Below are 15,995 nucleotides of genomic sequence, written 5' to 3' on the forward strand. Positions count from 1 at the left end.
TGAGCCGAACGTTTGACGCCGGATGTACGCGCACCCGTTCAGGACATGGCCGTTGGTTCATTCCGAGGCCCGTAGCGGACATCCGCTGCGGGTCTTTTCGTTTCACCGTCCGCATCGGCCAGATTGATCCCGACCCTTACGTTTGGTTGATGCAAGGCGGCGTTCGAGACGTGGATGCTCGCCACAAGGGCGAGCATGACGCCGTGGCTTTCTCTCAACCTTGCAGGAACGGGTTGTTCTGCCGCTCCTCGCCGAGCGTACTCGCCGGGCCGTGGCCCGGCAGGAACTGGACGTCGTCGCCCAATGGCAGGAGCTTCGTCTTGATTCCCGTGATCAGCGCCGCATGATCGCCATAGGGGAAATCGGTGCGGCCGATCGAGCCGGCGAAGACCGTGTCTCCCGCTAGCAGGAAACGCAGATCCTTCTGAAAGAAGGTCACATGGCCGGGCGCATGGCCCGGCACGTGCGCGACCTCGAACGTCAGATCACCCAGCGAGACCGTGTCGCCGTCGTTCAGCCAACGCGTCGGCACGACCGCTCGCATGCCGTGAACATCGAAGCGCAGCCCCTGCTCCGGCAGGGCGTCGAGGAGGGGCTTGTCGCCCTCGTGCGGCCCAAGGATCGGGATCGACAACGCCTCGGCGAGCTCCGTCGCGCCGCCGGCATGGTCGAGATGACCATGCGTCAGCCAGATCGCGACCGGCTTGACGCCGAGTTCCTTCACCGCAGCCAGCAGCTTCGGCACATCGCCGCCGGGATCAACGATCGCCGCCTGCTTCGTCTTCGTTTCCCAGACGATCGAGCAGTTCTGCTCGAACGGCGTCACCGGCACGACGGCGATCTGGAGCGGCGGTTGCTGGTCGGTCATCGGATCGGCCTTCGGTTCGAGCAATCAGCGGGGGCTTCTCAGCGCCCGCCGCAGCGATTGGCAATGAGCGCGCGGTAGTTCACGAGCTCGGAATCCATCTCGGCGACATTGCGCGCGCGCTCGCCTCCGCTCTGACAGGTGGCAAAGATGGTCCGGGACTTCTGCAGATAGCCGACATGCTCGCGATAGACGCGGCATTGCGCGGCCTGGTCGGCATTCGCGACCGCGGCGAGCCGGCTCTGCTGCTGGCGAAAGCCGGCCTCGTTCTGGAAGAGGTCGCGCGAGCAGGTCGCCGGGCGCTGCTGCTGGGCAAGAGCCGGCCCCGCCAGCAGCAGCGCCAGTGCGAAGGGAAGCGCGAACTTCATCCCAGATTCAGCTCCTTGAAGAAGTCGTTGCCCTTGTCGTCGATGACGATGAAGGCCGGGAAATCCTCGACCTCGATGCGCCAGACCGCCTCCATGCCGAGCTCCGGATATTCCAGCACCTCGACCTTGCGGATGCAGTCCTGCGCCAGGCGCGCCGCCGGACCGCCGATCGAGCCGAGATAGAAGCCGCCATGGGCCTTACAGGCCTCACGCACCGCGGCGGAGCGGTTGCCCTTGGCGAGCATCACCATCGAGCCGCCGAAGGACTGGAACTGGTCGACGAAAGAATCCATGCGGCCGGCCGTGGTCGGGCCGAAGGAGCCCGAGGCGAAGCCCTCCGGCGTCTTGGCCGGGCCGGCATAATAGACCGGGTGGTTCTTGAAATAATCGGGCATGCCCTCGCCGCGCTCCAGCCGCTCGCGGATCTTGGCATGGGCGAGGTCGCGGGCGACGACGATGGTGCCGGTCAGCGACAGGCGCGTCTTGACCGGGTGCTGCGACAGCGTCGCGAGGATATCGCTCATCGGCTGGTTGAGATCGATCTTGACTACGGAGCCGCCAAGCGCCGCTTCGTCGACATCCGGCAGGTACTTCGACGGATCGGTCTCCAGCGCCTCCAGGAAGATGCCGTCCCTGGTGATCTTACCCTTGGCCTGGCGGTCGGCCGAGCAGGAGACGCCGAGGCCGATCGGCAGCGAGGCGCCGTGGCGCGGCAGGCGGATGACGCGGACGTCGTGGCAGAAATACTTGCCGCCGAACTGCGCGCCGACGCCGAGCGCCTGCGTCATCTTGTGGACCTCTTCCTCCATCTCGATGTCGCGGAAGGCATGGCCCGAGGGCGATCCCTTCGTCGGCAGCGCGTCGAGATATTTGGTCGAGGCGAGCTTGACGGTCTTGAGGTTCTGCTCGGCCGAGGTGCCGCCGATGACGATGGCGAGATGGTAGGGCGGGCAGGCTGCAGTGCCCAGCGTCAGGATCTTCTCCTTCAGGAACGCCATCATGCGATCCCTGGTGAGGAGCGAAGGCGTCGCCTGGTAAAGGAAGGTCTTGTTGGCCGAGCCGCCGCCCTTGCAGACGAAGAGGAACTTGTAAGCGTCCTCGCCCTCGGCATAGATGTCAATCTGCGCCGGCAGGTTGGTCGCGGTGTTCTTCTCCTCGAACATCGAGAGCGGCGCGAGCTGCGAATAACGCAGGTTGCGCTTGAAATAGGCGTCCGCGACGCCCTCCCCCAGAGCCGCCTCGTCCTCGCCATCGGTCCAGACCTTGCGGCCCTTCTTGCCCATGATGATGGCCGTGCCCGTGTCCTGGCACATCGGCAGCACGCCGCCGGCGGCGATGTTGGCGTTCTTCAGCAGGTCATAGGCGACGAACTTGTCGTTCGAGGTCGCCTCGGGGTCGTCGAGGATCTTGCCGAGCTGGGCGAGATGGCCGGGGCGCAGCAGATGGTTGATGTCGATGAAGGCCTGCTCGGAAAGCTGGCGGATCGCCTCGCGCGAGACGCTGAGGACCTCGCGGTCGCCGATTTTCTCGACGCTGACGCCCTCGCTGCCGAGCTTGCGATAGGGCGTCGTGTCCTCGCCGAGCGGGAAGAGATCGACATGCGTATAGGCCATGACCGGCGGCTCCGAGCGAGGGCGCGCCGCGTGGGCTCATGGCTGACGCAGCGCCGTTATGGCCGGGGTCATAGCCGGTCGAGCGCCGGGGTCCAAGCAGTCTTTAATCGGCCCAGACAGAGGCTGCGAGGCGGCGCGCCACCATGCCCCCACTGCGAAGCAATGACGGCGACGGCTCAAGCCGCCTGCGCGGCCGACTCGGCGAGAACGGCATAGATCGCCGCAGGGTCGCGGATCTTGCGAACCTGTTCCAGGACCGGCTGGTTGCGCAGCACGCGCGCGACCCGCGCCAAGGCCTTGAGATGATCGGCACCAGCGCCTTCGGGCGCGATCAGGACGAAGACGATGTCGACGGGCTGGCCGTCGAGCGCATCGAAGTCGATCGGCTTCTCGGCGCGGGCAAACAGGCCGACCAGCCGATCGATGCCCGGCATGCGCCCGTGCGGAATCGCGATGCCGTCGCCGATCCCGGTCGAGCCGAGCCGTTCGCGCTGCAGCAGCGCCTCGAAGATCTCGCGCTCGGGAAGGCCCGTCAGGGAGGCGGCATGCTGGGCAAGCTCCTGAAGAGCCTGCTTCTTGCCGTTGGCCCGCAGCGGCGAAATCACCGCGGCTGGGCTCAGGAGATCGGTCAGCGTCATTCGCCCGTCCATGCATGTCCCATGCCGATCTGAACGCGGCGGCATGGGTCAAGTTTCGACGGCCTGAGCGGTTACTCCGCCGGCCTCAGGACAACGATGCCGGCGGGTCGATCCAGCCGATATTGCCGTCGCGGCGGCGATATACGATGTTCATGCGTCCATTGCCAGCATGGCGGAAGACGATGACGGGCGCGCCGGTGAGGTCGAGCTCGGCCACGGCGTCGCTGACGGTCAAACTATGGAGCGATTTCGTCGATTCCGCCACGATGACCGGATTGTCCCCGGCCGATTCGCCATCGACTTCCTCGATCTCGTCGCCCGGAGCGGCGATCACATAGCTGGGGATTTCGATTCCGACATCGCGGCCATTGGCCGCCGTGCGGTCCTTCAGCCGGCGCTTGTAGCGCCGCAACCGCTTCTCGATGCGCTCCGCCATCTTGTCGAGGCTGGCATAGGCATCATGGGCGGTGGCGGTGGCTTCCAGCGTGATCCCGGAGGAGAGATGGATGACAGTGTCCGTCCGGAAGGCCGAGCCATCCTTGTCCACTGTGACATGTCCTTGGTAGCCGCCCTCGTAGTATTTGTTGACGGCCGCCGCCACCCGCTCCTCGGCCTGACCGCGCAGGGCCTCGCCGACATCGAGATTCTTGCCGGAGATTCGCAAGCTCATGGACTGCTTCCCCTTGTTAGCCATGGCCAGTTGTTCGGCCATCAGGAGGAGCTAAGAACTGCGAGTCCGGGATGTCAATGAGCCGACCGGCTCATGGCGCCCATGCGAGGGGGCTCTGGAACAAAATCGATCGCGGCCGGGCGCGACATCCCGCCGCCGTGCCGCGTCCAGGCAACGCTCAGCGGCCGCCCAGCGCCATCGCGGTCTTTTCCCGGCGGCGTTCCATCGAGGACGGAATCCTGAGCGATTCTCGATATTTTGCAACGGTGCGCCGCGCGATATCGATGCCGCTGGCCTTGAGTCGCGTCACGATGGCATCGTCCGAGAGCACGTCGCTCGGGCTCTCCTCGTCGATCATCTGCTTGATGCGGAAGCGGACCGCCTCGGCCGAGTGAGCCTCGCCATACCCTGTCGCGGCAATCGCGGCCGAGAAGAAGTACTTCATCTCGAAGACGCCGCGGGAACAGGTGAGGTACTTGTTGGAGGTCACGCGCGAGACCGTCGACTCGTGCATGCCGATGGCGTCGGCGACCGTCTTGAGGTTGAGCGGGCGAAGATGCTCGACGCCGTGGGCGAAGAAGCCGTCCTGCTGGCGCACGATCTCGCTGGCGACCTTCAGGATCGTGCGCGCCCGCTGCTCCAGCGAGCGCGTCAGCCAGTTCGCGGTTTGCAGGCATTCGGCGATGAAGGCGCGCTCCTGATCGCTGCGGGCCGATTTCGAGACGCGGGCATGGTAGGTCTGATTGACCAGCAGGCGCGGCAGCGTATCGGGGTTGAGATCGATCAACCAGGAGCCGTCGGGTGCAGCGCGGATGAAGACGTCGGGCACGACGGTCTCCGCCGCGGAGCCGCCGAAGGCCCGGCCTGGCTTGGGATCCAGCCGGCGGATCTCCGCGACCATATCCGCGATATCCTCGTCATCGACGCCGCAGACGCGCTTCAGCGCGGCGAAATCGCGCTTCGCGACGAGGGCGAGATTGGCGACGAGCGCCTGCATGGCCGGATCGAAGCGGTTGCGATCGCGCAGCTGGATCGCAAGGCACTCCGCCACGTCGCGCGCCGCCACGCCTGAAGGATCGAACCCCTGGACGAGGGACAGCACCGACTCGACGCGTGTGGCCGCGATGCCGAGCCGTTCGGCCAGATCCCCAACCGGTTCCGCCAGATAGCCGCTGTCGTCGACCGCATCGATGAGGTGCCGCCCGATGATGCGATCCGCCGGATCGGCGACCACAAGGTCGAGCTGCGCGAGCAGATGGTCGTGCAGCGACAACTCCACCGTGAGGCTGCTCTCGAAGCCTTCCGGCCCGTCCTCGAAGGAGCCCCCGGACGAGCCGTAACTGCCTCCGACGATCGGCAGGCTGTCGGCACCGGCCGACTCGCTGCGGGCCGGGCTCGGCTGCTCGCCCTGGAAGACGTTGTCGAGGCTGGTGCCCAGGCGGCCCTCGATGCCCTCCAGCGTGTTCAGGCTCTCGGCCCGCTCAAAACTCTCGGCATTGGCGGCGAGAGGGCCGTCCGCCCCGTTGGCCTGCACAGGAAGCTCCGCGCCGTCGTCGCGCTCGAGCAACGGATTGCGCTCCAGTTCGCCCTCGACGAAGCTCTGCAATTCGAGATGGGAGAGCTGGAGAAGCTTGATCGCCTGCAGGAGCTGCGGCGTCATCACCAGGGACTGACCCTGGCGCAATTCCATGCGCGGCATTATCGCCATGCGCGAACGGCCCTTCTGCGACGGCGCGCCAGCGGCACGCTTCTTGCTTTCGTAGAGAACCCTAGCGCCCGAACACCGCGACGTCAAAGCCCCTGCCGCCTAAACAGGCAAGCAGGTTAATGCGCCGCAGCATCATTTCGCAATCGCGAAACGACGATACCGATCAGAGGCGGAAATCCTCGCCGAGATAGACCCGGCGTACATCCGGGTTGGCAATGATCTCGGCCGGGGAGCCTTCCGTGAGCACGCGGCCGGAATGGATGATGTAGGCGCGGTCGACGAGGCCGAGCGTCTCGCGGACATTGTGATCGGTGATCAGCACGCCGATGCCGCGGTCGGTGAGCTGGCGGACCAGCGCCTGGATGTCGCCAACGGCGATGGGGTCGATGCCTGCGAAGGGCTCGTCGAGCAGGATGAAGGAGGGCTTGCCCGCCAGCGCGCGGGCGATCTCGCAGCGGCGGCGCTCGCCGCCGGAGAGCGCGATCGAAGGGGCTTTGCGCAGGCGCGCGATGCTGAACTCTTCCAGCAACTGGTCGAGTTGGCGCTCGCGTGCCTTTCGATTGGGTTCGACCACCTCGAGCACCGCGCGGATATTGTCTTCCACGGAAAGTCCCCGGAAGATCGAGGCTTCCTGCGGCAGGTAGCCGATGCCGAGCCGGGCGCGCTGATACATCGGCAGCGCCGTGATGTCGTTGCCCTCGAGCGAGATGACGCCGAGATCGGCTCCGACCAGCCCGGTGATCATGTAGAAGATCGTGGTCTTGCCGGCACCGTTGGGGCCGAGCAGCCCGACAGCCTCGCCCTGGCGCAGATACAGGCTAGCATCGCTGACGACGGTGCGGCCGCCATAGCTCTTGCGCAGCCCCGCGACAGCCAGGATGCCGGGGCCGCCGATCGCAGCCGCGGTCAGCCGGGCGTCGCCCGCGCGGGCCGCCTCGGGCGCGCGACCGAACAGCCCGCGCAGCCTGGCGACCGCGCCCGGGCCGCGCGCGGCCTTCGGCGCGGGTTTCGGAGACATTCGTGGCGGGGCTTCGGAAACGTTCACTGCGTGCCTGGTCGCTCGGGAAAACTCAGTTGGTCGGCTTGGCGCCGGCCGCCGGCTTGGCTCCCGGCTTGCCTGCGTCCGCCTTGTTCGCATCGGCCGCGTTCGGCACGAAGAAGCCCTGCACGCGCCCGCCCTTGGTGGTCTCGACATTGGCGATGCCGGTGACGGTGTTGTAGGTCAGCTTCTCACCGCGGGTGATGTTCGGGCCGTCGTTCAGGGCGACGTTGCCGGTCATGATCACGAGGTTGTTGGCGCGATCGAACTCCGCGTTGTCGGAGGTCGCGGCCTGGGTCTTGGAGACGACCGTCACCGGCCCCTTGCAGAGAATGCGCTTGATCGACGAGTCGTTGCTGCTGGGGGTGGCGGGCGCGGCCGGCTTCGCCGCCGGCGCCGGGGTCGCGGCCTGGCCCTTCTGGCCACCCTGGCCGCCATTGCGCCCTTCGTAGAGCACCGTCATCACGGTGCAACGCACCGTGGTGTCGCCCTGAACCGCGACGACATTGCCGGTGAAGACCGCCTTGTTCTCCTTGTCGAGCACGTCGAGCTTGTCGGCGTCGATCTTGATCGGCTCCTTGCTGTCGCCGCCCAGCCCGCCGAGCGGCGAGGAAGCGGAGCCCTTCGGCTTCGGCTGGGCGAAACCGGTGCCCGGGACCGCCAGGAGCGCAAGCCCGGCCATCGCCAGCAAAGCGGCGCTCCGGCAGGCGCGCGTGAAACGGAACGTCTGAGCCGGCGCTCTCATGTCACTGCCTCTTTTCGTTGCCTTGCGGGGCCGCAGCGCCCGCGGGAAGCGTCGGATCCGCCTTCAGCAGGTCCAGCCTCGGCGTGCTGCCTTCCCGCTCCGGCCCGGCGATGGTCCCGGCCGGCGCGTTCTTGATCAGCACCCTGACACGTCCTTCGAAGGCGATCACCTCGCCGTTGTTCTTCACGTCGAGCGTGTTCGCGTCAACCGTCGTCTGGTCCATATGGACGGTCACGGGCTCTTTGGAGACCACCGTCCCGGCCTTGAAGTCGACATCCGCCGCACGCATCGTCATGTCGTGGCCGCTCTCGGTGCGGATCTTGACGTCGTCGACCAGCCTGAGCCGCTCCTTCTGCGTATCGAAGAGGCCCGTCTTCGCGTTGACCGTCACCCAGCCTTCGCGCTCCATCTGGATGCGGGCGAGCAGGGTCTGCAACTCGATCTGCGTCGGGTTGCGAATCGCCTGATAGGCATTCTCGGCGGTTACCTGATAGGGCCGGTTATCCTTGCGGTAGCCGGAGAGCTTCGGGGTCTCCATCCTGACCTTGCCGCCGGTGATGCCGACCGCTCCGATCGAGACGTTCTGCAGCTTGCCGCGCAGCGGGTTTAGGAAAGGCACGACGATCAGGCCGAGCACCGCAGTTACCGCGACGACGGGAATGGCGCGGCGCAGGAAACGGACATGACGCGTATGGCGCTGCGCCGCGACGAAGGCCGCGCGCCGGCGCAAGGCATGCGCCGATAGCCCGGCAGTCGGGTTGTTGAAGGTCATTGCCACAGTCATGCCCCGCGCAATGGCAGTTGCTCACGGCTTTTTCGTGTCGCCGGACGAGCGGCATCGCGCCCCCGCGCTGCCCGTCCCTCGGAAGGCGGACGGAAAACCAGCCCCCCGTTCGCGCGCAGACTGACGCAGGAAGCCTTAGAAATTGTCAAGTGTGGGCAAAGATATCCATCTCCTCCCAGCCGGCCAGATCGAGCTCGGCGCGGTAGGGCAGGAAGTCGAAGCAGGCTTTCGCAAGGTGGCCGCGCCCTTCCCGCGCCAGCATCGCCTCGAGCTTCTGATGCAGCGCATGCAGATGCAACACGTCGGAGGCCGCGTAGGCGAGCTGGGCTTCGCTCAGCGTGTCCGCCCCCCAGTCGGAGGATTGCTGCTGCTTCGACAACTCGACGCCCAGCAGCTCGCGGACCAGGTCCTTCAGCCCGTGGCGGTCGGTATAGGTCCGCGCCAGCTTCGAGGCGATCTTGGTGCAGTAGACCGGAGCAGTGACGACGCCGAAGGCATGGCGCAGCACCGCGATATCGAAACGCGCGAAATGGAACAGCTTCAGCACCGCCGGATCCTCCAACAGGCGGATCAGGTTCTTCGGGCGCTCGGGGCCCTTCGCGATCTGCACCACGTCGGCGGTACCGTCGCCCCGCGAGAGCTGGACCACGCAAAGCCGGTCGCGATGCGGATTGAGGCCGAGCGTCTCGGTATCGATCGCGACGCTCGCCCCGGCATCGTAGCCGTCCGGCAGATCGCCGCGATGGAAACGGATGGTCATGCTCGCAACCTCACTCTGCCGCCCCGGACGACCCGTCGACGCTCGCCGGGACCCGGCGGCCCTGCAGGGAGCCAGCCACGACAAGCTTCCGCAGCTAGCCGGCTGCCTCGCCTCGTTCAAGCCTTTTCTGAGGCCCGGCAAGGATTTGAAGCGACGTTAACCTTTTATTCACCATAAGCTTCAACTCGACGTGGCGGCATGCGACAAGAGGTCAACGGAGCCCGACGCATGTCCATCATCCGCCTGTTCACCGACCTCGACGGCCGCATCGGCCTGCAGAGCTTCTGGCTCGGCAGCGCCGCAGTCGCCCTGACGCTGTTCGCCGTCCAGCGGATCGCGCCGCAATTGGCCGATCCAGCGACGGCAGCGATGACGGTCGCCTTTGCGAAGACCTTCGCCCTGTTTCCCTGGTCGGCCCTCGCGGCGAAGCGGGCCCGGGACCGCGGCGGCTCCTCGCTGTTCGGCATCCTGCTGGTCTGCGCCATCGTGCTGCCCGAACAGATGCTGCCGCATGTCCCGTTCGGCTGGCGGCCCTCACTGGAGGCGATCGGAACGATTGCCTGGGTGGTCGCCTTCATCGATCTGGGCCTGATGCCGTCCGCGCACCGGGATCAGGACGAGGCCGGGCTTGCGACTGCCGCAGCCGGTGCTAAAGCGGCGGAATGACCGCCGAACAGACCGCCGCCCTCGTCCCGCTCGAGTTCGACCCGACCGATCCTGTCGCGCTGGCGCAGGCGCTGGTACGCTGCCCGTCCGTGACGCCGGCCGAGGGCGGCGCGCTCGCACTGCTGGCCCGGGTGCTGGCCGCGGAAGGCTATGCGATCCACCGCCCGGTCTTCGGCGAGCCCGGCATGCCGGACATCGAGAACTTCTATGCGCGGATCGGCAGCGAGGCGCCGGTCTTCGTCATCGCCGGCCATACCGATGTCGTGCCGGTCGGCGACGAGGCCGCGTGGACCCGCGCGCCGTTCGGAGCGCAGATCGAGAACGGCGTGCTCTACGGGCGCGGCGCCTGCGACATGAAAGGCGGCCTCGCCGCCATGGTTTCGGCCGCGATCCGCTATCGGCGCGAGAATCCGCGGGCGCCGGGCTCGATCGCCTTTCTCGTCACCGGCGATGAGGAGGGACCTGCGGTCAATGGCACAGTCAAGCTGCTGAAATGGGCGCATGAGCGCGGCGAGCGCTTCGACCACTGCCTGCTCGGCGAGCCGACCAACCCGGCCGCGATGAGCGACATGATCAAGATCGGCCGGCGCGGCTCGCTGACGGGCGAACTCACGGTCAACGGCATCCAGGGCCATGTCGGCTATCCGCATCTCGCCGACAATCCGATCCGCGGCATGGTGCGGCTGCTGGCGGCGCTCGACGCGGCCCCGCTCGACCTGGGCACCCGGCATTTCGACCCCAGCAATCTCGAGGTGACGACGCTCGATGTCGGCAACCCGGCGACCAACGTCATCCCGGCGCAGGCCAGGGCCGTCTTCAACATCCGCTTCAACGACACATGGACGCCGGAGACGCTCGCCGCCGAGATCGAGCGCCGGTTGCGCGAGGCAGCCGGCAATACGGTGCGCCACGAACTCCGCTTCCGGCCGACCAATTCGGTCGCCTTCCTGACCGAGCCCGGCCCCTTCGTCGCAATGGTCGCGGACGCGGTCGAGGCGGAGACCGGCAAGCGGCCGGCGCTGTCGACCACGGGCGGCACCTCCGATGCGCGCTTCATCAAGAGCTATTGCCCGGTGGTCGAATACGGCGTCGTCGGCAAGACGATGCACCAGGTCGACGAATGCGTCGCCATTGCGGATCTCGTGGCGCTGGAGCGGATCACGCATCGGTTACTGGCCAGCTATTTTGCAGCGCAACACAAGACTTGACAGCCAGCACCGCCGCGCCATCATCCCTTAGACCAAAGTCTAAGATCGGAGATGGAGTGCGGCCATGCGACTGGCGGCTGAGGATATCGCGAGATCGCTGCGCGGCTCATGGCGCCTGATGAGCGAGGGCGCCGAGGCTCTGCCCGATCTCGATCTGAGCCGCGAAGGCTTCTGGCGCTCGTTTCTCGCGCTCGCGCTGATGGCGCCCGCGACCATCGCCCTGCTCGCCGCGACGCGGCTGTTCGCCGGGCTGCCCAACACCGTCGGACTCTTCGCCGCTCCGGGCCTCGTCGTCTCCGTCGTCGGTGCCCTGCTGCTGACGATCCTCGTCGTCCCGGCCTTTCTGATCCTCCTGCGTCCGGAACTCGCGCGCGAAGCCCGGTTCACCAGCTTCGTCATCGCCTGGAACTGGGCCGGCATCGTCTCCGCAAGCCTGATGGCGCTGCCGGCCGCCGTCTTCGCGCTGGGCTGGTCAACCCCGCAACTCGCCATCGCCCAGTTCGCCGCCTTCGGCATCGTCGTGCTGCGGCTGCGCTACGGCGTCGCCCGCGCCGCCTTCGGCGGCGGCGGCGTGGCGCTTCTGCTGGTCAGCGCCAGCATCGTGCTCGACTACGGGGTGGTGCGGCTGTTCGGGTTGGCCTGAGCGCGGCCGCTCAGTAGTCGACGCCGGCCAGATAGAGCCCGCTGGAAGGCGCCAACGCCGCGCATTGCGAGCGGTCGCGGGCGGCCAGGACCTGCCCCATCCGATCTTCCGGCCAGCGCCCGGCGCCGACCATCTTCAGGGAGCCGACGATGGAGCGGACCTGGTGGTGCAGAAAGGAGCGGGCGTGCGTATAGACCACGATCTCGCTGCCTTCGCGCCTGACATCGAGCCGGTCGAGCGTGCGGATCGGGCTGTTGGCCTGGCACTCGGCGGCGCGGAAGGTCGTAAAATCATGCTGGCCCAGCAGCGCCTTGGCGGCGCGGTCCATCGCCTCCGGGTCGAGCTTCACCGGGACATGCCAGACGCGGTTGCGATCCAATGCCGGCGGCGCCCGCCGATCGAGGATGCGGTAGATGTAATAGCGCCGCCTCGCCGAGATGCGGGCATCGAAATCGTCGGGAACGATCTCGGCGCTCAGCACGCTGACCGGCACGAGCGCCTTCAGCCGGGCGTTGCTGGCGTCGCGCACCACATCGGTGCGCCATGCCTTCACGAGATCGACATGCGCGACCTGATGGGTGGCGTGGACGCCGGCATCGGTGCGCCCGGCGCAATGCAGCCGCACGGGATGGCCGCAAAAGGCCTCGACCGCCTCCTCGACGCTCTGCTGCACCGACGGGTCGCTCGCCTGGCGCTGCCAGCCCGAAAAACGCGTGCCGTCATATTCGATGACGAGCTTGTAGCGCGGCATCAGTGCCGGCCATCAAGAAGGGCGAAGCGATTTCTGGACAACGGCCCGCTCCGCTAGAGCCTGTCGCCGGCACCGAGCCGGGCGCCGCGCAGGAATTCCGCCCCGCTCATCGGCGCCTTGCCGGCGCGCTGGACCTGCAGCAGCTTCACCGCTCCGACCTCGCAGGCGACCGTGCCCTCGTCGTCGAGCAGCGTACCGGGCTCGGCAGCGCCACCGGCGCGGGCCGTCCGCAGGATCTTCAGCCGCTCCGGCCCCTTGCCGAGGTCGATCTCGGCGAAGGCACCCGGGAAGGGCGACAGGCCGCGCACGAGGTCGTGGACCTGCTGCGCCGGACGGGCCCAGCTCAGCCTGGCCTCGGCATTGGCGATCTTGGCGGCATAGGTGACGCCCTCATCCGCCTGAGGCGTGAACTGCAATCCACCGCGGCCGAGCGCCGCGAGTGCACGCACCATCAGATCGGCGCCCAGGATGCTGAGCCTGTCGTGGAGCTCGCCGGCCGTCATGTCGGGGCCGATGGGCAGTCGCTCGACCATGCCGACCGGGCCGGTATCGAGACCGGCCTCCATCTTCATGACGCAGACGCCGGTCTCGGCGTCGCCGGCGATGATCGCGCGCTGGATCGGCGCCGCGCCACGCCAGCGCGGCAGCAGCGAGGCGTGCAGGTTGAGGCAACCGAGTTCGGGCAGATCGAGGATCGCCTGCGGCAGGATCATGCCGTAGGCGACGACGACGGCGACGTCGGCCTGGTGCGAAGCGATGAGCTCGACCTGCTCGGGCGGCTTCAGGGTCGAGGGCGTGCAGACCGGAATGCCGAAGCGCTCGGCAGCGCGATGCACCGGCGACGGCTTGAGCTCGAGGCCGCGCCCCGCCTGCGCCGGCGCGCGAGTGTAGCAGGAGACGACCTCATGCCCCTGCCCGACGATCTCGGTAAGCACCGGCACGGCGAAATCGGGCGTGCCCATGAAGATGACGCGCAAGCTCATATAACGAACAATACCTCAACTCGACGGAGCGCCGGAACGGCTTGAACAGCCCTCATCTTGAGGAGCGGCGGAAGGCCGCGTCTCGAAGGATAGTCCAGTCGTCTCCTCTAGCATCCTTCTAGGCGCCGCGAGCCGCTCCTCCTCAGGACGAGGGCTGGCGGTCGAATGACCGATCAGGCCGCCCGCTCGCGCTTGGCAGCCTTGGCGAATTTCTTGGTGACGCGCTCCCGCTTGAGGCGCGACAGGTAATCGATGAAGAGCACCCCGTTGAGATGGTCGATCTCATGCTGCAGGCAGGTCGCGAGCAGGCCGTCGGCCGCGACCTCCTGCACCTTGCCGTCAAGGTCCATGTAGCTGACCTTGACCTGCGCCGGGCGCTCGACCTCCTCGTAATATTCCGGGATGGACAGGCAACCCTCCTCGTAGGCGCTGAACTCGTCCGAGGACCAGGTCACTTCCGGATTGATGAAGACCAGCGGCTTGCGCGGCTCCGGCTCCTCGCCGTCCTTGGCCTCCGGCTTTGACAGATCCATGGTGACGACGCGCAGCGGGACGCCGATCTGGATCGCGGCGAGGCCGATGCCGGGCGCGTCGTACATCGTCTCGAACATGTCGTCGACGAGCGCACGAATCTCGGGCGTGACGGCTTCGACCGGCTTCGAGACGAGGCGAAGCTGGCTGTCGGGCAGGATGACGAGAGGGCGGATGGCCATGGGTTTCCGGGAAAAAGATCTGGTGAGCCGGGGACATAAGCATTTGTGGGCAGGTGGTCAAACTGTTCCGCTTTCGTTCGCCATCGCCGCTCGAATCGGCTAGGCTACAAAGATGAACGCCATCGCCTTCACCTTGCTGGAACGGCCCGTGACCTGGGCCGAAGCCGCGCTCGGCTTCGGGGCCTTGAGCCTTGCTCTGCTGCTGATGGCGGTAATCGCGAGCTGGCGCGGCGGCAAGTCTCGCGCGATCGACGCCGCGATGGCGGCCGAGCGCGCCCGCGAGATGGACGACAAGGTCGCCGAGATGAACCGCCAGCAGGCCGAGCTCGCCGGCCGGATGCAGTCCATGGCGGAGATCCTCTCGACCCGGCAGGGCGACCTCGCGCGGCTGGTTGCGGAACGGATGGACGGGCTGCGCCAGCAGGTCGGTGCCGGGCTCGAGCGCAACGTCCAGCAAACCACCGAAAGCCTCGGCAAGCTGCAGGAGCGGCTTGCCGTGATCGACAACGCCCAGAAGAACCTGACCGACCTCACCTCCGAGGTGGTGACGCTTCGGGACGTGCTCGCCAACAAGCAGGCGCGCGGCGCCTATGGCCAGGGCCGGATGGAGGCGATCATCCGCGACGGCCTGCCCGCCGCCTTCTTCGCCTTCCAGCCGCAGCTTTCCAACGGCAAGCGGCCGGACTGCCTCGTCACCCTGCCCGGCGACGGGCGCGGCCTTGTGATCGACGCCAAGTTCCCGCTGGAGAGCTTCACATTGCTGCGCGAGGCGCGCGGCGAGGAGGCGAAGAAGGCCGCCGGCCAGCGCGTGCGCAGCGATGTCGGCGTGCATGTGAAGGACATCGCCGAGCGCTATTTCCTGCCCGGCGAGACGCAGGACTTGGCGCTGCTCTTCGTGCCGTCGGAATCGATCTATGCCGACCTGCACGAGCATTTCGACGATGTCGTGCAGCGGGCGCACCGAGCGCGGATCATGATCGTCTCGCCTTCGCTGCTGGCGCTGGCGATCCAGTTGATGCAGTCGCTGGTGCGCGATGCCCGGATGCGCGAGGAGGCGCAGGTCATCCAGACCGAGGTCGGCAAGCTGCTCGACGACGTGCGGCGCCTGGGCGAGCGCGTGGACAAGCTCGACACCCATTTCCGGCAGGCGCAGGACGATGTCGGCCAGATCAAGACTTCGGCCGGCAAGGTGACGAACCGTGCCGAGAAGATCGGCGCGCTCGACTTCGACGACGAGAAGAGCGAGCCGAAGCTGCCCTTCGCCAAGGGCCTCGAGCTGAAGCGTGCCGCGGAGTGATCAGCCGCGGTTGAGCGCGGCCGAGAGCTCCGGCTTCACGTTCAGCGTCTGGAAGACCACGCAGTAGCGCTCGGTCAGCTTGAGCAGCGTGTCGAGCTTTTCCTGCGGCGCGTCGGTTTCGACATCGAAGGACAGGCGGATCGCCTTGAAGCCGACGGGCGCATCCTTCGCGACGCCGAGCGTGCCGCGGAAGTCGAGGTCGCCCTCGGCGCGGACGACGCCTTTCCTCAGCTCGATCTCGAGGGCGGTCGCGACCGCCTTCAGCGTGACGCCGGCGCAGGCAACCAGCGCCTCCAGCAGCATATCGCCGGAGCAGAGCTCGGCGCCCGAACCACCCGTCGCCGGATGCAGGCCGGCGAGCGCGATCGCGCGGCCGGTCTCGACCTTGCAGGCGATGTGCTGGTCGTCGAGCGCGCCATGCGCCTTGAGCGTGACGATCGCCGCATCCGGGTTGCTGCGGTATTCGTCCTTGAGCGGAGCCTGCAGGGTGCGCAGCGCGGTGACATCCATGAAGCCGACCTCCTCGTTCGAACCGCGACATCGC

Annotated in this window: 18 protein-coding genes; 4 read left to right on the forward strand and 14 right to left on the reverse strand. The window is 67.1% G+C overall.

Translation table 11 applies throughout. The features are described 5' to 3' along the window. Positions 1 to 214: 214 nt before the first annotated feature. From BGO20_RS13805 to BGO20_RS13850, 10 genes are all read right to left on the reverse strand, one after another. On the reverse strand, positions 215 to 868 hold the full coding sequence (locus tag BGO20_RS13805) for an MBL fold metallo-hydrolase (protein ID WP_291664609.1): 654 nt from the start codon (positions 866 to 868) through the stop codon (positions 215 to 217). A gap of 38 nt (positions 869 to 906) precedes the next feature. After that, positions 907 to 1,233, reverse strand: a complete 327-nt coding sequence (locus BGO20_RS13810) for a hypothetical protein (protein ID WP_291664608.1) — start codon at positions 1,231 to 1,233, stop codon at positions 907 to 909. Continuing rightward, entirely contained in the window at positions 1,230 to 2,846 is a 1,617-nt protein-coding gene (locus BGO20_RS13815; RefSeq protein WP_291664607.1) for a fumarate hydratase, read from the reverse strand. The genes BGO20_RS13810 and BGO20_RS13815 overlap by 4 nt, the downstream gene beginning before the upstream one ends. 176 nt (positions 2,847 to 3,022) lie before the next feature. Further along, entirely contained in the window at positions 3,023 to 3,484 is a 462-nt protein-coding gene (ptsN, locus tag BGO20_RS13820) for a PTS IIA-like nitrogen regulatory protein PtsN (RefSeq protein ID WP_291664606.1), read from the reverse strand. Between the two features lie 85 nt (positions 3,485 to 3,569). Continuing rightward, complete coding sequence (hpf, locus tag BGO20_RS13825) at positions 3,570 to 4,154, reverse strand: ribosome hibernation-promoting factor, HPF/YfiA family (protein ID WP_291664605.1); 585 nt, start codon at positions 4,152 to 4,154, stop codon at positions 3,570 to 3,572. Positions 4,155 to 4,332: 178 nt separating this feature from the next. Then, entirely contained in the window at positions 4,333 to 5,862 is a 1,530-nt protein-coding gene (rpoN, locus tag BGO20_RS13830) for an RNA polymerase factor sigma-54 (RefSeq protein ID WP_291664604.1), read from the reverse strand. Between the two features lie 163 nt (positions 5,863 to 6,025). Continuing rightward, entirely contained in the window at positions 6,026 to 6,880 is an 855-nt protein-coding gene (lptB, locus tag BGO20_RS13835; protein ID WP_291664603.1) for an LPS export ABC transporter ATP-binding protein, read from the reverse strand. A 52-nt stretch (positions 6,881 to 6,932) separates the two neighbouring features. Continuing rightward, positions 6,933 to 7,646, reverse strand: a complete 714-nt coding sequence (locus tag BGO20_RS13840; RefSeq protein WP_291664602.1) for an LptA/OstA family protein — start codon at positions 7,644 to 7,646, stop codon at positions 6,933 to 6,935. A gap of 1 nt (position 7,647) precedes the next feature. Then, positions 7,648 to 8,418, reverse strand: a complete 771-nt coding sequence (lptC, locus tag BGO20_RS13845; protein WP_299858141.1) for an LPS export ABC transporter periplasmic protein LptC — start codon at positions 8,416 to 8,418, stop codon at positions 7,648 to 7,650. A 157-nt stretch (positions 8,419 to 8,575) separates the two neighbouring features. Further along, on the reverse strand, positions 8,576 to 9,190 hold the full coding sequence (locus BGO20_RS13850) for a ribonuclease D (RefSeq protein WP_291664600.1): 615 nt from the start codon (positions 9,188 to 9,190) through the stop codon (positions 8,576 to 8,578). Between the two features lie 228 nt (positions 9,191 to 9,418). On the opposite strand from BGO20_RS13850, the gene BGO20_RS13855 reads away from it, so the two are divergent. The 3 genes from BGO20_RS13855 to BGO20_RS13865 all read left to right on the forward strand — a co-directional run bounded on the left by BGO20_RS13855 (position 9,419) and on the right by BGO20_RS13865 (position 11,707). Beyond that, positions 9,419 to 9,856 carry a DUF805 domain-containing protein gene (locus BGO20_RS13855; protein WP_291664599.1) on the forward strand — a complete coding sequence of 146 codons (438 nt, stop codon included), beginning with the start codon at positions 9,419 to 9,421 and terminating at the stop codon, positions 9,854 to 9,856. After that, on the forward strand, positions 9,853 to 11,064 hold the full coding sequence (gene dapE / locus BGO20_RS13860; RefSeq protein ID WP_291664598.1) for a succinyl-diaminopimelate desuccinylase: 1,212 nt from the start codon (positions 9,853 to 9,855) through the stop codon (positions 11,062 to 11,064). Before BGO20_RS13855 ends, dapE begins: the two co-directional genes overlap by 4 nt. Positions 11,065 to 11,128: 64 nt before the next feature. Continuing rightward, entirely contained in the window at positions 11,129 to 11,707 is a 579-nt protein-coding gene (locus tag BGO20_RS13865) for a hypothetical protein (RefSeq protein ID WP_291664597.1), read from the forward strand. A 10-nt stretch (positions 11,708 to 11,717) separates the two neighbouring features. Here BGO20_RS13865 and truA read toward each other — a convergent pair whose 3' ends face one another. The 3 genes from truA to def form a co-directional block, all read right to left on the reverse strand. Further along, positions 11,718 to 12,458 (reverse strand): tRNA pseudouridine(38-40) synthase TruA, encoded by a 741-nt coding sequence (gene truA, locus BGO20_RS13870; protein ID WP_291664596.1) that lies wholly within the window; start codon positions 12,456 to 12,458, stop codon positions 11,718 to 11,720. 53 nt (positions 12,459 to 12,511) lie between these two features. Continuing rightward, positions 12,512 to 13,441, reverse strand: coding sequence for a methionyl-tRNA formyltransferase (gene fmt, locus BGO20_RS13875; RefSeq protein ID WP_291664595.1), 930 nt, complete (start codon positions 13,439 to 13,441; stop codon positions 12,512 to 12,514). 173 nt (positions 13,442 to 13,614) lie between these two features. Next, the gene (gene def, locus BGO20_RS13880; protein WP_291664594.1) at positions 13,615 to 14,154 is read right to left on the reverse strand and encodes a peptide deformylase; all 540 of its coding nucleotides are present in this window, start codon (positions 14,152 to 14,154) and stop codon (positions 13,615 to 13,617) included. Between the two features lie 112 nt (positions 14,155 to 14,266). Here def and BGO20_RS13885 point away from each other — a divergent pair, with 112 nt between their 5' ends. After that, a complete protein-coding gene (locus BGO20_RS13885) occupies positions 14,267 to 15,451 on the forward strand; it encodes a DNA recombination protein RmuC (protein WP_291664593.1) in 1,185 nt (394 codons plus the stop codon). Here BGO20_RS13885 and BGO20_RS13890 read toward each other — a convergent pair whose 3' ends face one another. After that, the gene (locus tag BGO20_RS13890; RefSeq protein ID WP_291664592.1) at positions 15,452 to 15,961 is read right to left on the reverse strand and encodes an OsmC family protein; all 510 of its coding nucleotides are present in this window, start codon (positions 15,959 to 15,961) and stop codon (positions 15,452 to 15,454) included. Positions 15,962 to 15,995: the final 34 nt, after the last annotated feature.

This window comes from Allobosea sp. 67-29 (genome assembly GCF_001898115.1).
Lineage (GTDB): Bacteria > Pseudomonadota > Alphaproteobacteria > Rhizobiales > Beijerinckiaceae > Allobosea.

Bases quoted from the DNA above. Each gene is read 5' to 3' on its own strand.
- BGO20_RS13805 (WP_291664609.1), bottom strand. From the start codon at position 868: ATGACCGACCAGCAACCGCCGCTCCAGATCGCCGTCGTGCCGGTGACG.
- BGO20_RS13810 (WP_291664608.1), bottom strand. From the start codon at position 1,233: ATGAAGTTCGCGCTTCCCTTCGCACTGGCGCTGCTGCTGGCGGGGCCG.
- BGO20_RS13815 (WP_291664607.1), bottom strand. From the start codon at position 2,846: ATGGCCTATACGCATGTCGATCTCTTCCCGCTCGGCGAGGACACGACG.
- ptsN (WP_291664606.1), bottom strand. From the start codon at position 3,484: ATGACGCTGACCGATCTCCTGAGCCCAGCCGCGGTGATTTCGCCGCTG.
- hpf (WP_291664605.1), bottom strand. From the start codon at position 4,154: ATGAGCTTGCGAATCTCCGGCAAGAATCTCGATGTCGGCGAGGCCCTG.
- rpoN (WP_291664604.1), bottom strand. From the start codon at position 5,862: ATGGCGATAATGCCGCGCATGGAATTGCGCCAGGGTCAGTCCCTGGTG.
- lptB (WP_291664603.1), bottom strand. From the start codon at position 6,880: ATGTCTCCGAAACCCGCGCCGAAGGCCGCGCGCGGCCCGGGCGCGGTC.
- BGO20_RS13840 (WP_291664602.1), bottom strand. From the start codon at position 7,646: ATGAGAGCGCCGGCTCAGACGTTCCGTTTCACGCGCGCCTGCCGGAGC.
- lptC (WP_299858141.1), bottom strand. From the start codon at position 8,418: ATGACCTTCAACAACCCGACTGCCGGGCTATCGGCGCATGCCTTGCGC.
- BGO20_RS13850 (WP_291664600.1), bottom strand. From the start codon at position 9,190: ATGACCATCCGTTTCCATCGCGGCGATCTGCCGGACGGCTACGATGCC.
- BGO20_RS13855 (WP_291664599.1), top strand. From the start codon at position 9,419: ATGTCCATCATCCGCCTGTTCACCGACCTCGACGGCCGCATCGGCCTG.
- dapE (WP_291664598.1), top strand. From the start codon at position 9,853: ATGACCGCCGAACAGACCGCCGCCCTCGTCCCGCTCGAGTTCGACCCG.
- BGO20_RS13865 (WP_291664597.1), top strand. From the start codon at position 11,129: ATGCGACTGGCGGCTGAGGATATCGCGAGATCGCTGCGCGGCTCATGG.
- truA (WP_291664596.1), bottom strand. From the start codon at position 12,458: ATGCCGCGCTACAAGCTCGTCATCGAATATGACGGCACGCGTTTTTCG.
- fmt (WP_291664595.1), bottom strand. From the start codon at position 13,441: ATGAGCTTGCGCGTCATCTTCATGGGCACGCCCGATTTCGCCGTGCCG.
- def (WP_291664594.1), bottom strand. From the start codon at position 14,154: ATGGCCATCCGCCCTCTCGTCATCCTGCCCGACAGCCAGCTTCGCCTC.
- BGO20_RS13885 (WP_291664593.1), top strand. From the start codon at position 14,267: ATGAACGCCATCGCCTTCACCTTGCTGGAACGGCCCGTGACCTGGGCC.
- BGO20_RS13890 (WP_291664592.1), bottom strand. From the start codon at position 15,961: ATGGATGTCACCGCGCTGCGCACCCTGCAGGCTCCGCTCAAGGACGAA.